11 protein-coding genes and 3 pseudogenes are annotated in these 14,739 nt (G+C 71.1%); 4 read left to right on the top strand and 10 right to left on the bottom strand.

What is annotated here, in order from left to right; genetic code table 11:
* Positions 1 to 247: 247 nt before the first annotated feature.
* Positions 248 to 1,246: an RNA polymerase sigma factor RpoD/SigA gene (locus ACFC79_RS12275; protein ID WP_376238597.1), complete on the top strand. Its 999-nt coding sequence runs from the start codon at positions 248 to 250 to the stop codon at positions 1,244 to 1,246.
* A 215-nt stretch (positions 1,247 to 1,461) separates the two neighbouring features.
* Here the strand turns inward: ACFC79_RS12275 and ACFC79_RS12270 are convergent, their stop codons facing one another.
* Positions 1,462 to 2,424: a helix-turn-helix transcriptional regulator gene (locus ACFC79_RS12270; RefSeq protein WP_376238594.1), complete on the bottom strand. Its 963-nt coding sequence runs from the start codon at positions 2,422 to 2,424 to the stop codon at positions 1,462 to 1,464.
* A gap of 344 nt (positions 2,425 to 2,768) precedes the next feature.
* Here ACFC79_RS12270 and ACFC79_RS12265 point away from each other — a divergent pair, with 344 nt between their 5' ends.
* Complete coding sequence (locus ACFC79_RS12265) at positions 2,769 to 4,379, top strand: MFS transporter (RefSeq protein ID WP_376238941.1); 1,611 nt, start codon at positions 2,769 to 2,771, stop codon at positions 4,377 to 4,379.
* Between the two features lie 210 nt (positions 4,380 to 4,589).
* On the opposite strand, the gene ACFC79_RS12260 is transcribed toward ACFC79_RS12265, so the two are convergent.
* The 3 genes and pseudogenes from ACFC79_RS12260 to ACFC79_RS12250 form a co-directional block, all read right to left on the bottom strand.
* Positions 4,590 to 5,360: a DUF6227 family protein gene (locus tag ACFC79_RS12260; RefSeq protein ID WP_376238591.1), complete on the bottom strand. Its 771-nt coding sequence runs from the start codon at positions 5,358 to 5,360 to the stop codon at positions 4,590 to 4,592.
* A 134-nt stretch (positions 5,361 to 5,494) separates the two neighbouring features.
* Complete coding sequence (locus ACFC79_RS12255; RefSeq protein WP_376238588.1) at positions 5,495 to 6,682, bottom strand: P1 family peptidase; 1,188 nt, start codon at positions 6,680 to 6,682, stop codon at positions 5,495 to 5,497.
* A gap of 179 nt (positions 6,683 to 6,861) precedes the next feature.
* Positions 6,862 to 7,837, bottom strand: a pseudogene (locus tag ACFC79_RS12250) (low temperature requirement protein A); the annotation flags it as partial.
* Between ACFC79_RS12250 and ACFC79_RS12245 the strand changes: the two are divergent.
* Both ACFC79_RS12245 and ACFC79_RS12240 read left to right on the top strand, forming a co-directional pair.
* Positions 7,837 to 8,142, top strand: a pseudogene (locus ACFC79_RS12245) (hypothetical protein); the annotation flags it as partial. The pseudogenes ACFC79_RS12250 and ACFC79_RS12245 sit on opposite strands and share 1 nt — an antisense overlap.
* Before the next feature lie 21 nt (positions 8,143 to 8,163).
* Positions 8,164 to 8,373, top strand: coding sequence for a hypothetical protein (locus tag ACFC79_RS12240; protein ID WP_376238586.1), 210 nt, complete (start codon positions 8,164 to 8,166; stop codon positions 8,371 to 8,373).
* A 53-nt stretch (positions 8,374 to 8,426) separates the two neighbouring features.
* Here the strand turns inward: ACFC79_RS12240 and ACFC79_RS12235 are convergent.
* The 6 genes and pseudogenes from ACFC79_RS12235 to ACFC79_RS12210 form a co-directional block, all read right to left on the bottom strand.
* Positions 8,427 to 8,534: pseudogene (locus tag ACFC79_RS12235) on the bottom strand (MscL family protein); the annotation flags it as partial.
* Between the two features lie 195 nt (positions 8,535 to 8,729).
* On the bottom strand, positions 8,730 to 9,203 hold the full coding sequence (locus ACFC79_RS12230) for a hypothetical protein (protein ID WP_376238584.1): 474 nt from the start codon (positions 9,201 to 9,203) through the stop codon (positions 8,730 to 8,732).
* 645 nt (positions 9,204 to 9,848) lie between these two features.
* Positions 9,849 to 10,682: an S-methyl-5'-thioadenosine phosphorylase gene (locus ACFC79_RS12225; protein WP_376238582.1), complete on the bottom strand. Its 834-nt coding sequence runs from the start codon at positions 10,680 to 10,682 to the stop codon at positions 9,849 to 9,851.
* Positions 10,683 to 10,776: 94 nt separating this feature from the next.
* A complete protein-coding gene (locus ACFC79_RS12220) occupies positions 10,777 to 11,121 on the bottom strand; it encodes an FmdB family zinc ribbon protein (RefSeq protein ID WP_376238580.1) in 345 nt (114 codons plus the stop codon).
* 66 nt (positions 11,122 to 11,187) lie between these two features.
* Positions 11,188 to 12,471 carry an MFS transporter gene (locus tag ACFC79_RS12215; RefSeq protein ID WP_376238578.1) on the bottom strand — a complete coding sequence of 428 codons (1,284 nt, stop codon included), beginning with the start codon at positions 12,469 to 12,471 and terminating at the stop codon, positions 11,188 to 11,190.
* A gap of 456 nt (positions 12,472 to 12,927) precedes the next feature.
* Positions 12,928 to 14,466, bottom strand: coding sequence for a potassium/proton antiporter (locus ACFC79_RS12210; protein WP_376238575.1), 1,539 nt, complete (start codon positions 14,464 to 14,466; stop codon positions 12,928 to 12,930).
* Positions 14,467 to 14,739 lie beyond the last annotated feature (273 nt).

Raw genomic sequence — 14,739 nt, 5'->3', positions numbered from 1 at the left:
ACGGCGGTCTCACGCGCCGCGGTCCCGCAGAGGTTCGCGAGCGGCCCCGGAACACCTTCGACGTCCGCCTGACCTGCGCTTCTGCTCGGATGTCCGGCATGCGTACCGCGATGCGGCACAGCAGGGTACTGCATGATCGCGAAAATGAGTGTCGGGCATGGGAATTCTGTCCGGATTCCAGTCGTTGTTTCCTTCGGATGCAGGGCACCCGAGAGGGTGTCGCGACCTACTCAGCAAGGGAGCTCGCATGGCAACCCGTGCCGTCGCCCGTCGTTCGTCCGCCACCGGTGGGACCAGCCGGGCAAGCAGTGTTCGCGCAGCGGGCGGAGAAATCGCCGATCGCGACCTGGTCGGCATGTACCTGGACGAGATCGCGCGTACGCCGCTGCTCGACGCCGCCAGGGAGGTCGAGCTGTCGCAGACCGTCGAGGCCGGTGTCTACGCCCGGCAGATACTCGACGGCGTGGTGGACAGCGAAGCCGGCGGAGCGACGCGCGAGGAGCTGGAGGCGCTGGTCGCCGAGGGCGAGCGCGCCAAGGACATATTCATCCGTTCCAACCTTCGGCTCGTCGTCGCCGTCGCCCGCCGCTACCCGCGGGCCGGGTTGCCCCTGCTCGACCTGATCCAGGAAGGGAACGCGGGCCTGGTGCGCGCGGTCGAGAAGTTCGACTACGCCAAGGGCTTCAAGTTCTCCACCTACGCGACGTGGTGGATCCGCCAGGCGATCACCCGTTCCATCGCCGACCAGTCCCGTACGATCCGGCTCCCCGTCCACCTGGTGGAGGAGCTCGGCCGGATCCGCCGGGTGCAGCGCGAGTTCAACCGCGAGCACGGCCGCGAGCCCGAGCACATGGAGATAGCCGCCGAGCTGGACTCCACGCCGGAGCGCGTGGGCGACGTCCTGGACTGGGCCCGTGACCCGGTCAGCCTCAACATGTCCGTGGACGACGAGGGCGAGACCCAGTTCGGCGATCTGCTGGAGGACACCTCCGCGGTGTCGCCCGAGCAGTCGGTGATGACACTCCTTCGCAGCGAGGAGCTGGAGGATCTGATCGGCAAGCTCGACAACCGCACCGCGTCCATCATCCGCATGCGGTACGGCATCGAGGACGGCCGTGAACGGACCCTCACCGAGGTGGGCAAGCAGCACGGCCTGACCCGCGAGCGGATTCGCCAGATCGAGAAGCACGCGTTGCTCGAACTGAAGCGAATGGCCCACGACACGGGTTTTGACGCCGCGGCGTGAGTTGTTGTCCAGTAACCTCCGAAATGGGTCGCCTCGCGTGACCCCCGAGCGTCGCCCCGTGCGATGCCCAGAGCTGAGCCCCGGCGCCCACCCCCCCCCTGGCGCCGGGGCTCATTCCTTTCCCCCGCCTTCCTTTCCCCGCCTTCCTTTCCCCCGCCTTCCTTTCCCCCGCCTTCCTTTCCTTCTCCCCCTTCTCCCGGCCCGGCGGTGGCGGGTCAGCGCGCCGTGGCGCGGTTCAGCCGGGCACCCAGCTCTCTCAGGTAATCCACAAGTCGCGCGGGTTCGTGGACGGTGAACTCGCAGTCCACCAGGGCCAGCCGGAGCGCCACCCACTCCAGCGAGTCCGACAGCTCCGCCCGCATCCGGCACCCGTTCCCGGCAACGGGTTCCAGGGGGCCGAACGCGGCAGGCAGCCGGGCGGAGACGAAGTCGGCCGGGGCCGCGAAGGTCGCCTCGACCACCAGCCCCGGCTGCCGCCGGGTGATGGAGCTGCTGAGGAACTTCGCCGCGTCCCCCGTGGGGAGCTCGCGCGGGGTGAACCGGGCCCCGGTCGCGAACGGCTCGCTGATCCGGTCCACCCGGAACGTGCGCCAATCCTCGCGCCCCAGGTCGTACGCGACGAGGTACCAGCGCCACCCCGCACTCACCAGCCGGTACGGTTCGGCCTCGCGCTTCGTCTCGGCGCCGTCCCCCGCCCGGTAGGCGAACCGCAGCCGTTCCCGCCCGGTGACGGCCGACGCCATCACCGTCAGTGTGTGCGGGTCGATCGTCGATCCGTCGCCCCGGGTCAGCGGCATCGTGGCGTTCTGCAGGGTGGAGACCCGGTGCCGCAACCGCGACGGCAGCACCTGCTCCAGCTTCGCCAGCGCGCGTACGGATGCCTCGTCGACCCCCTCGATGGCGTGCCCCGCACCCGCCCGCAGGCCCACCGCGATGGCCACGGCCTCCTCGTCGTCGAGCAGCAGCGGCGGCATGGCGGTGCCCGCGACCAGGCGGTAGCCGCCGACCGAACCCCGTGTGGCCTCGACCGGATAGCCGAGGTCGCGCAGCCGGTCGATGTCCCGGCGGATGGTGCGCGGGCTGACGTCCAGCCGCTCGGCGAGCTCGCTGCCCGGCCACTCGCGCGGCGTCTGGAGGAGCGACAACAGATTCAGCAGTCGTGCCGGGGTATCGGTCATGGGCTCACCCTCGTGTCGGAGCGGAGGTCGTACCGGAGTGACGGCCGTTCGTGGTTCGTGTCGGCGGCGTCCGGACGTCGGCCGCACATGGGTCCGCGGCGACCGGATCGGTCACCGCACCAGGATGCCCACTTATTGGGTCATGATCTGACCTAATGGTTGTCTAACTTCTTCGCATGCCTTCTTCCGCAACTCCGCAGCCTCCGTCGGCCGGGTCATCGGCCGTCGCTGCTGCCCAGGCCGGCCCGGCTGCTCAAGCCGTCTCGGCTGTTCCCACCTCACCGGTAGCCGCGGCTGCTCCGCCCGCATCGGACCGGCGACGCTGGTTCGCGCTCGCCATCGTGATGACGGCGGCCTTCATGGACCTCGTCGACGTCACGATCGTCAACGTCGCCATCCCGAGCATCCAGCAGGACACCGGCGCCTCGTTCACCTCGATCCAGTGGATCACCGCCGGATACGCCCTGGCCTTCGCGGCCGGACTGATCACCGGTGGTCGCCTGGGCGACATCCACGGCCGCAAGCGGCTGTTCCTGATCGGCATCGGCGGCTTCACGCTGGCCTCCGCGCTCTGCGGTTTCGCCGTGAACCCGGAGATGCTCGTCGCGTCCCGCATCCTCCAGGGCGGCACCGCCGCGCTCATGGTTCCGCAGGTGCTGTCGATCGTGCACGCCACCTTCCCGGCGCACGAGCGGGGCAAGGTCTTCGGTCTCTTCGGTGCGATCGTCGGTCTCGGCGCGGTCATGGGGCCGCTGCTGGGCGCGCTGCTCACCGAGTGGGACATCGCCGGTCTCGCCTGGCGTCCGATTTTCCTGATCAACCTGCCGGTCGGTGTCGCGGGGCTGGTCCTGGGCAGCAGGTTCATCACCGAATCCAAGGCGCCGAAGGCGCTCCGGCTCGATCTGGTCGGGGTCGTCCTGGTGACGCTGGGCCTGTTGATGCTGATCTACCCACTGACCCGGGGACGCGAGCTGGGCTGGCCGCTCTGGGGTCACCTGTCGATGGTCGGCAGCCTGCTGGTGTTCCTGGTGCTGGTGTTGTTCGAGCGGGCGAAGGCGCGCAAGGACGGTTCGCCGCTGATCGAGCTGTCGCTCTTCCAGATCAAGAGCTTCGCGGCAGGTATCGCGGTGCAGCTGACCTTCGGTATCGGGCTCGGCATCTTCTTCCTGGTCTGGACGCTCTACATGCAGATGGGGCTCGGCTGGAGCGCGCTGCGGGCAGGTCTCACGGGCGTTCCGTTCTCGGTCGCCGTCTCGGCCGCCGCCGGGATCTCCGTGCAGAAGCTGGTGCCCCGGTTCGGGCGCAAGGTCCTCCAGACGGGTGTGCTGCTGATGATCACCGGTCTGCTGCTCTACACGGTGGAGGCCGACCGGTACGGCATGGGCATCACGTCCTGGCAGATGGCGCCGCCGCTGCTGGTCATGGGCCTCGGCATGGGGCTGATCGTGGCCCCGTTGACGGATGCGGTGCTGTCCGAGGTGCCGAAGGAGCACGCGGGGTCGGCCTCGGGCCTCATCAACACCGTGCAGCAGATGGGCAACGCGATCGGGCTCGGTCTGGTCGCGGTGGTCTTCTTCGGGTCGATCGACGACCGGTTGGCCCCGCAGCAGGCGGGCCCGGCCTTCGCCGAGGCGTTCCGGCACTCGCTGTGGTGGGTGGCCGGGGTGCTCGCGGTGATCTTCCTGGTGATGTTCGCGCTGCCCGCGCGGCCGCGGCAGCACCTGGAGGGCGGCGGCGATGCCGTGACCGGCGGCCCCGAGGGCAGCGGCCCGGTGCGCGGCCGACCCGCGGACGACGGCGACAGGGCCGGCACCGTATCCGCGCCGGGGACCGGAACCGCACGGGAACCGGGAGCGGCACCCGGAACCGAAATCGCATCCGGAACCGGAAGCCGAACCCACTCGGTCTCGGATGCGGATGCCGCGCCGGACAGGACTCCTGTGCCGACGCCGTGAGGTCTTCCCGTGAGGTCTTCTCACGAGGTCTTCCGGAGGGCTTCCCTTGCCTGGCCCGGCCTCCCGAGCCCGGAACGGCACTCGACACTGACGAGGGCCGCATACGGGCCGGTGCCCGCTCCCCGAAGGGTGCGGGCACCGGCGTGTGTGCGGGGTGGAGGCGGTACGCCCTTTTCGGGCCCGGCTCGTTTCCGGCCCGGGCCCGCCGGATCAGCAGATGCGGATACGGCTCTCCATGGCGCCGCGTGCGGCGTCCTCGTCGGTGTACACCTCGCACATGTGACGGCCGTCGGGCGTGGCCGTGTGCTCGACCTCCCACAGGCTCGTCTCACTGCCGTCCAGGAGCAGGAAGGCGTGCTCGTACAGGGTGAATCCGGCGTCCCGCCCGTTCACCTGGCACTGGCGGCCGAAGACCTGGGTGATGTGGTGGGCGAAGGCGGCGCGCAGCAGCCGGGCCGTCTCCTCACCGGGGCCGTCGCCGTTCTCCGCGCGGCGCAGCACGCGGCGGGCGTGGTCGGCCGAGTTGTCCGGGGCGTACGTCCGCGGTAGCACGGTCGGGGGAGCCGCCATCAGGATCGTGAGCGTCTCCAGGTCGGCCTGCGGGCCGTCGTCCCCGAACACCGGGACCTCCCCGAGCCGGCCGTCCAGCCGGACGGCTGCGACCTGGGCGTCGGCCTCGTCGTCGTACACCTCGTGGTGCCGGAATTCGGGTTCCGTCCGGGCCCACGGGTCCGTCGTCTCCCGCGGACCGCTGTGCACCAGCTCCCACAGCGTCAGCGCGGCGCCGTCGGACAGCAGGTACGTGTGCCGGTAGGTCTCGCGATGGAGAACGGAACTGTGGTGCGAGGAGTGCAGGGAACTGCTGTGGGCGAGCGCGGTACCGAGTCTCTCGACCGTGTTGTCGGGCAGGTCGAAAGAGTTGAGTGCCCGTCGCAGGAGTCGCTCGAGGTGTTGCTCGGTTGTCTCGTACGGATCGCTCAAGGTGCTGTCTCCAGGCCGTTGCCGCGTGTTACTTGCTGCGTGCATAACGTAGTCCCTGGCTCCGACATCGTGACCGGGGTTCAGAAAAACGATTGGCGCGCACGGATGGTTCCTGATGATTCGTCCGAACTTCCCTACCCCGCAGGCGAGTCGGGAGCGGGGCGGAGGTGCGCAGACGCGGTCCCCGCCGACCGATTCGGGGATGGCGCCGTGCCGTAGAGATCGTTGTACGAGAGCAGTCCGGTGCCCCCGTGCCGGGCCTCGACCCCGCGAGCCGCACGGACAGCCTTCACGATGGCACGGGTCAGACAGTCCGCACCGGCCGCCAGCACGTCGTTGAGCGCGACCGGGTTCCGCGGATCGAGCGATCGGGCACCGGTGGCCAGCGCGAAGACGGTATCCCCGTCGGTCAGCAGGTGCACGGGGCGGATGGCGCGAGCCAGTCCGTCGTGCGCCGTGCCCGCGAGCTTCTGCGCCTGGGCCCGGGTGAGATCGGCGTCCGTGGCGACGACCGCGAGCGTGGTGTTGAGCGGACGCCCCGGACCGGCCTCCCGGGCCTCGGCCAGGCGCTGCCGCGCCGCGCGGTGGACCTCGGGCGCCGGGACCGCAGGCGGTTCGGCGGCGCCGTACTCCCCGTACAGCACGCCCGTGTACGGGTCGACCACCGAGCCCGCCGCGTTCACCACGACGAGAGCGCCCACGGTGATCCCGGACGGCAGCCGCACACTCGCCGTGCCCACCCCGCCCTTCAGCCCACCGGCGACCGCGCCTGTTCCGGCGCCGACATTCCCCTCGGCGACCGGTGCCCCCGGACCCGTGCCCGCCGCGTCCTCCACCGCGGCCCGGCCGGTGGAGGCGTCCGGGCGGGCCCGCCAGTCGCCGCCCCGCCCCAGATCGAAGACGCAGGCCGCCGGGACCACCGGCACCACCTGCGCCGGATCGGGGCCGACCCGTACCCCGCGTCCCCGCTCCTCCAGCCACGCCATCACCCCGGACGCCGCGTCCAGCCCGTACGCGCTGCCGCCCGTCAGGACGACGGCGTCGATGCGCTGCACCAGATTGCGCGGATCGAGCGCGTCCGTCTCCCGGGTGCCGGGGCCGCCGCCGCGCACGTCGACGGCCGCGACCGCGCCGCCCTCGGGGGCGAGGACGACGGTGGTGCCGCTCAGCGCACCCGCGCCCGCCACCCGCGCGTGGCCCACGCGCAGCCCGGCGACATCGGTCAGCGCGTCGAGCGGCCCGGTGGTGGTGCCGCAGGGGTCCGCGGACCCCTGCCCTTCCCGAAGCCCTGCCGTCGGCTCGTCCGCTGCCTCTTCCGCCATCGCGACTCCTGTTCCTCGTGCTGTCCGCCGTCGGCGGCCCCAACACCCCTCACTCGCCCTCACATGCCTTCACATGCCCCGCCCGCCCCGTTGCCACCGCCCAGCCATCCCACCCGCCACCTCGCCCGCTGCCCCGTTCACGCTCGTCCACGTTCCCATCCGCGTTCCCGTCCGGGTGCTCATCCTGCCGAGACCGACCCCCGGGAGAGCAGTGTTCCGGCGGCAACCGCTCCTGCGGCCACCAGGCCGGCCGCGAAGACCGCCCACGGTCCGGCGAACGTGCAGCCCAGATGGCCGCAGCAGCCGCGGGCAGGGGAAGCTGTTCCGCGAGATCGCGCTTGAAGTGCCGTGCGTGCAGCGCCCACACCGTCAGCAGGAAGATCGCGGAGGGCACGGTCACCGCGGCGGCGGCCGCCTCGGTCGAGACATGCGCCTTGCCCACGGCCTCCTCCACCGCGACCTCGATGCCCGCACCGATCGCGGCCGCGGAACCGAAGACCAGGTGGTGCCCGTAACCCCAGAGGAACGCTTCCCTGCTGCCTCGCAGATAGTCATGGATGGGCACGGCGAAGTAGATCCACCAGGCGGAGAAGACGATCAGCAGCCCGCCCGCGGCGATCGGCAGCAGTTCGCGCCGAGCGCGTCGTGCTCGTCCAGCGCCTCCTGGACCACGACCGTGGCAGCCGCGATGGTCTCACCCAGCACGATGATCGTGAACAGTCCGTACCGCTCGCCGATGTGGTGCGGGTGCCAGCTTGTCGAGCGGCCGCGCTCGGCGATCGCCGGAACGGACGTCTCCGCGAGTACGAGCACGACGAAGACGGCCGCGCGGGCTCCGCCGGACGCGGTGTCGGGCAGCAGCATGGCGATCCAGCCCAACTGCACCACCGCGATACCGGTGGCGTACCGCAATGCGACGCGCCGCTCGGCGCCCCGGGTGCAGTGCGCGGCACGGAGCCACTGGCTGGTCAGTGCGATGCGCATCACCACGTAACCGATGACGACGACTGTCCAGTCGCCCGCGTCGAAGACGCGCGGAACCCCGGCGGCGAGGATCAGCACACCCGTGATCTGGACGAGCGTGACCACGCGGTACAGCGGGTCGTCGGTGTCGTAGGCGGAGGCGAACCAGCTGAAGTTGACCCAGGCCCACCAATCGCCCGGTTCACCGGCGCTATCCGCAGATCCGTGCCACCAGCGGCTACGGCGATCCCCGGGTCCGCCACACCGGCCCCGGCCCGGGCGCGGGAACCGAGCAGGAGCCCGAGCGCTCCTCGAAACTGACGGCCCGGCCGGCACGGGCGATGACCGTGGTCGTCGGACAGCTCTGGGGCCTGACCGTCGTCATCGACGCGTGCATGGAGGGCAGCACCGGCACGGCCTGGTGGGGTGCGGCATTTCTCTGCCTGTCGTTCCTGGTGGTGCTCGGGCTGTGGCGGCTCGACCCGAAGGATCGTTGAAGGCCGCCGTACCCTGGATGCATGAGCACCGCCCCTGCCCCCGGCCCGCGTGATTCGAAGCCGTCGCAGCCGGACCGGCCGAGACCGAGACCGGCTCTGGTCTTCGACGATCCGCTGGACCAGCAGTCCGCGGACGATACGGACCGAGGGTGGGGCGAGCGGGCCCCGGCCGGTGGCAGCGCCGCCGATTTGGCGCGCTTCCTGGACGAGAAGCCGCCCCACCACATCTGAGCACCCCGCTCCGCGGTGGACCGGCGACGCCGCCCCCGGTTCTCCTGCGTCGTGGCCCCGACCAGCGGGTTGATGATTCCTTTGACGCACGCGGTCACGATCTGCGTGGACGCGGCACCGCTGCCGACGGCGACCGCAAGGTCGACCGCATTGCCGCGCATCGGGAAGGCGGCGATTCCTTCCGGCACGCAAATTGTCTTCTTCACGCTCGCGGGTGAGCCTTTCTTCACGTGCGCAGTGCGTGGAGCCACGTGCACCCGGTGTGGGGCAAACCGCTCCGCGACTTACGACAGCGGATGAGGGAAACGTCCGATCGGCGCCCGTTCGGTGGCGAAGAGGCCGTTGGCGCGTATGAATCAGCACAGGATCACCGCCAGACTGGTCGACATGCCGGCACCCGCCAGCGACGTGGCTGTGTTCCGGGGGACGGACAGCACGATCAAGGCGCCGCCCTGCGCGAGCCCTTCGTCCTGAGGACGCGGCACACGCGCGACGCGCACCCCCTTCGCCAGGACACGTGCCCGGGTCCCGGTCCTTTCCGCGGCGATGACATCGACGAGGTCTCCCGGACGCAGCAGTCGCACCGTCCCCGCGTCGGCGATCCGGATCGGTGCGGAGGCCAAGGGCGGCGGGCGCCGAGCCCGCTCCGGCGGCGACCCGACCACGCTCCCCGCAGCCGTCCCGGCACCGTGTGCGGCACCGCTGTCCGTACCGCCCCCGCCCAGGCCCGTCGCCGCGAGCGCGGCAGCCGTCAGGGCCAGCCCGGCGGCCGTCGCGCGGCGTCGGCACCACACCGCCCGCCGCAGGCGGTGCGTGGCGCCTCCGCTCACCCGCAGCGGTTCGAACGCGGGTACCCGGCGCGGCGGAGGAGCGGAGTCCGGGAGGGGGCCGGGACCGGCCGGGCACGTCGGAGACACCGGGTACGTCGGAGGCATCGGAGACGGCGTGGATGGCGTGGACGCACCGGAGGACGACGGGAGGGGCCCGGACGACGGGGGAGGCCCGGACCACGGGAGGGGCGGGAGAGGCCGGGGTGAAGTCGGCGACTGGGACGAGGCGAACATGATCGGCACCACCTGCGAGGAGGAGTTCGGACGGACGCCTCCCACGATCCACAGTCCGCGCGATTCCCGCTCGGGCCTGTGGACAGGGCCCACGTTGTGGACAACGCGGTCCCCCACTCACGCCCCACCCGTCACCGACCTCATACGTCGGCCCGGCCGTCCCGACCCTCCCGCTCCCGGTCCGGCCGTCTCGCTCCCGGCACGCGCGGCTCCCCGCCTCCGGCCAGGCTTTCCCGCTCCCGCTCCCGCTCCCGCTCCCGCTCCCGCTGCCACTGGCGGCCCGGTCTTCTGCTGCCGGCCCGTTCACCCGTCCCGGCCCGGTTCGCCGCGCCTCCGGCTCGGTTCGCCCCGCCTCCGGCCCGTTCACCCGTCCCGGCCCGGTTCGCCCCGCCTCCGGCCCGGTTCACCCCGTCAGGGAAGCTCGATCCCCGTGTCGATACCGTCCAGGGCGCGCGAGCACGGACAGGCGCGCTCGGCCTCCGAGGGCAGCGCGGCCACCACGTCGAAGAGCACCGCGCGCAGCCGGTCCACATTGGCCGCGAACACCTTCAGCACCTCGTCGTGCGAGACGCCCTCCCCGGCCTCGGCCCCCGCGTCCAGGTCCGTCACCAGCGTCATCGTGGTGTAGCAGAGGCCCAGTTCACGGGCGAGGACTGCTTCCGGATGCCCGGTCATGCCGACCACCGACCAGCCCATCGCCGCGTGCCAGCGCGATTCCGCCCGGGTCGAGAAGCGCGGCCCCTCGACGACCACCAGCGTTCCGCCGTCCACGGGTTCCCAGCTCTTCGCGCGCGCCGCCGCCAGCGCGGCCCTGCGGCCCTCGGGGCAGTACGGATCGGCGAAGCCGAGGTGGATGACGTTCGGTTGCGCGCCGTCGGCCCGGGTCTGCCCGTCGTAGTACGTCTGCGTCCGGTTCTTGGTGCGGTCCACCAGCTGATCGGGTACCAGCAGGGTGCCCGGCCCGTACTCCGGGCGCAGACCGCCCACCGCGCACGGACCGAGGACCTGGCGCACCCCGACGGAGCGCAGCGCCCACAGGTTGGCCCGGTAGTTGATGCGGTGCGGCGGCAGATGGTGGCCGCGTCCGTGGCGGGGCAGGAACGCGACCCGCCGACCGCCGACCTCGCCGAGGAAGAGGGAATCGCTCGGTTGCCCGTACGGGGTGTCCACCCGCACCTCCGTCACGTCCTCCAGGAAGGAGTACAGGCCCGAGCCGCCGATGACACCGATCTCTGCGTTCACCATGCGATCACAGTAATGGCGCGGAAAAACGCCCGGGACCCCGCCGACGAGTTCGGCGGGGTCCCGGGGGAAAGTTCGCGCGGCGGAGCGGTCCGGCTCAGGCGGCCGACGAACCACTCGTCGAGGACGACGAGGAGGACGCCGCAGGGGCGGAGGAGGCGGACGACTTCGTGTCGGACCCCGTCGACGCGGACGACGAGGAGTCGGACGAACCGGAACCGGAGCTCTTGGCCGAGGACGACGCCGTCGAGCTGCTCGACGACGAGCCGCGGCTGTCGTTCCGGTAGAAACCGGAGCCCTTGAAGACGATACCGACCGCCGAGAACACCTTCTTCAGGCGTCCTTCGCAGTTCGGGCACACGGTAAGGGCATCATCGGTGAACTTCTGCACCGCCTCAAGGCCCTCGCCGCATTCGGTGCACTGGTACTGATAGGTCGGCACTTGCTCCTCCTGGCACTCTCACTCAATGAGTGCTAACGACGTTCCATAGTGACGTATTCCGACGGCTCAGTCCACCGTGACGGACTTCCGGTGACCGATACCACGTGCCACGGTCCGTCCCGGAGCGGTGGTCGCCAGCCTGGAACGCAACGTCACCAGGGTCACCAGCGCCAGCACGGTCCCCACCAGCGGCACCAGGAAGCCCGTACTGGCGCCGTGCGCGTCCGCCAGCCGCCCGGCGACCGTCACCGCGGCGGCCTGGCCGAGCGCGACGGAGCCCGTCAGCCAGGTGAACGCCTCGGTCCGGGCCGACCCCGGCACCAGCGCGTCGACCAGGGTGTAGCCGCTGATCAGGGCCGGGGCGATGGAGAGCCCGACCAGCAGGCCGAGCCCGGCGAGCAGGAACACCGAGTGCACGGCCCACAGCCCGGACGCGGTGACGGTCAGCGCGGTGTACCCGACGATCAGGCGCCGCCGCGGTCCGCTGCGCCAGGCGATGGCGCCGCAGGCGATACCGGCCAGCATGTTGCCGGCCGCGAAGATCCCGTAGAGCAGACCGTTCGCCCCGGGGTGGCCGATCTCCTCGGCGAACGCCGTCAGGGAGACCTGCATGCCGCCGAAGACCGCGCCGATGCCCAGGAAGGACACCGCGAGCACCCGCACCCCGGGTACGGACAGCGCGGACGCGTGCCGTTCGGAGGTACCGGACGAGGTGGTGCGCACCGCGGGCTGGGTGCGACGCTGAGCGGCGAACAGCAGGCCGCCGAGAAGTGTCAGACCGGCCTCCGCGATCAGGCCGGCCGCCGGGTGCACGCCGGTGCACAGCGCGGTGGCGAGGACCGGGCCGATGACGAAGGTGAACTCGTCCGTCACCGATTCGAAGGCGGCCGCGGTGGACATCAGCGGAGATGCCTCGCGGCCCGGCGCCGCGCCCAGCAGGGCCGCCCAGCGGGCCCGCACCATCGGCCCGACCTGCGGCACGGACCCACCGGTCGGCACGGCCGCCACGAACAGGGCCCACAGGGGCGCCTCCGCCAGCGCCAGAGCGGTCAGCGCCGACACGGACGCCGCGTGCACCAGAACGCCGGGCAGCAGTACGGCGCGCTGCCCGAAACGGTCGGCGAGTTTGCCGGTCTGCGGGGCGAACAGGGCCATGGAGACACCGGTCACGGCGGCGACGGCGCCCGCGCTGCCGTACGAGCCGGTGGTGTGCTGGACCAGCAGCACGATGCCGATCGTCAGCATCGCGAAGGGCTGCCGAGCGGCGAAGCCCGGCAGGAGAAACGTCCACGCACCCGGGGTGCGCAGCAGCTGCCCGTATCCGGGGCGGTCGGTGACCGTGGATGCCACGGTCCATGCCTTTCTGCCGCCTGGTGGCCGAGCGCCCGTCGGTCCGGGCCGGCATGGGGTGCCGACTCGTTCGGGCGCTGCCGAGAGCTGTCCTCTTCGCGCGGAACTGCGGTAGATGCCGGGCGCTCAGCAAGAGGCGGAGTACGCCACGACCGCCATACGGTCGCGCCAGCTCTGCATCAGGCAGAGTTGGTCGTTCGGGGTGGTCAAGCGCGTGGCCGACCCCGTGACGGGGACCGACCAGACGTTTGCTCATGATACAGACGCCCGTCCTCATACAGACGCCCGTCCTCATGCGGACGGGCGTCTTCGTGCGGACGGGCATCCGCACGAAGACGGGCGTCCGTGTTTCTGGTCCTCAGCGGTGTGCTGTCAATGGTGCGCCCTCCGTGATGCGCCCCTCAGCGCTGCGTCCTCCGTGACGCCCCTCAGTGCTGTGTCCTGCGTGGTGCGCTCTCAGTGGTGCGTCCGGGGGCCGTCGGCCCTGCCCAGTCTCTTCACGGCCTTCAGCGCGTGCGCCATGTCCTGGGCCACGTGCGGCCCGGCCAGGTTCTCGCCGCCGCTGCCGGTGGCGCCCAGCCAGCCCGCGAGCTTGCCGCCCTCGCCGACCGCGCGCAGCCGTTGCTCCGCCGCGTCGCGCACCGGGTCGGTGGTGACCACGAGCAGTTCGTCGCCGCGCCGCAGCACCGTGGAGGGCGCTGGTACGAAGCTCTTTCCGTCCCGCACGATCAGGGTCACCGCCGCCCCCGCGGGCAGTCGCAGTTCCCCGACCTCCACGCCGTGCATCCGCGATTTCGCGGGAATGGCCACCGACAGCAGATGGCCGCGCAGCCGCTCCAGCGGGGCGGACTCGATGCCCAGGTCGGCGGCCTCGGCCGGGTCGTCGGCGATCTTCAGGACCTTCGCCATCCAGGGCAGTGTCGGCCCCTGGATGAGGGTGTAGACGACGACGAGCACGAAGACGATGTTGAAGATCCGGGTGGAGCCCTCGACGTCCGACACCATCGGGATGGTCGCCAGGATGATGGGCACGGCGCCGCGCAGGCCCGCCCAGGACATGAACACCTTCTCCTGCCAGGGCATCCGGAACGGCACCAGCGAGAGGAAGACCTCCAGCGGGCGCGCCACCATCGTCAGCACCAGCCCCACGATGACGGCGGGCCAGAAGTCGTCGTACAGGTCGTGCGGCGTGACCAGCAGCCCGAGCAGCACGAACATGCCGATCTGGGCCAGCCAGCCGAGCCCGTCCGCGAAACCGCGGGTCGCCGGCCAGTGCGGCAGTTTGGCGTTGCCGAGGATCATCGCGGCCAGGTACACGGCGAGGAAGCCGCTGCCGTGGACCAGTGCGCCCGCCGCGTACGCGGACACCGCGATCGCCATCACGGCGATCGGGTAGAGGCCGGACGCGGGCAGCGCCACACGGCGCAGTCCGAACGCGCCGAGCCAGCCGACGGCGAGGCCCATCGCAGCGCCGATCGCGAGCTCCAGGGCTATCTCGCCGACCAGGAGGTACCAGCTGTCCACCGGCCCCTTGGTCGAGAAGGCCACCACCAGGATCACCACGGGGGCGTCATTGAAGCCCGACTCGGCCTCCAGCACGCCGGTGACCCGGGCGGGCAGCGGCACCTTGCGCAGCACCGAGAAGACCGCGGCGGCGTCCGTCGACGAGACGACCGCGCCGATGATCAGCGACTGCCGCCAGTCCAGGCCCACCAGATAGTGCGCGGCGGAGGCGGTGACGCCCACGCTCACCCCGACTCCGACGGTCGAGAGCACCGCGGCGGCGGGCAGCGCGGGTCTGATCTCTTTCCACTTCGTGCCCAGACCGCCTTCGGCGAGGATCACGACAAGTGCGGCGTACCCGATCACCTGGGTCAGTTCCGCATTGTTGAACTTCACGTCGAAGAAGCCGTCCTGCCCCATGGCGATGCCGATGCCCAGGTACAGGAGCAGGCTGGGAAGGCCGCTGCGGGACGAAATGCGCACCGCGGCCACCGCGACGAGCAGGACGAGGGAGCAGACGAGCAGGAGTTCGTTGAGCGTGTGGACAGTCAGTGGCTGTTCCTTCCCTGCGTGCGCCTGCCGGATCGGCCGGTTCGAGCGGCTGTGCCGACTCGACCGGACCGGACCTCGGCATCGGTCGTCGGCGGTCGATACTTCGTTACCTTACCTAATCTTTAACGCTTTCTTGACGGGTTCGTTCATTCATGCGACCGCCATGGAATTCGAACCATTCCGATACCGGCGTCGGAACGGCCCCGCCGGGGC

The organism is Streptomyces sp. NPDC056061, from assembly GCF_042266885.1.
GTDB lineage: Bacteria > Actinomycetota > Actinomycetes > Streptomycetales > Streptomycetaceae > Streptomyces.
This window is presented reverse-complemented; position numbering and strand designations above follow the sequence as displayed.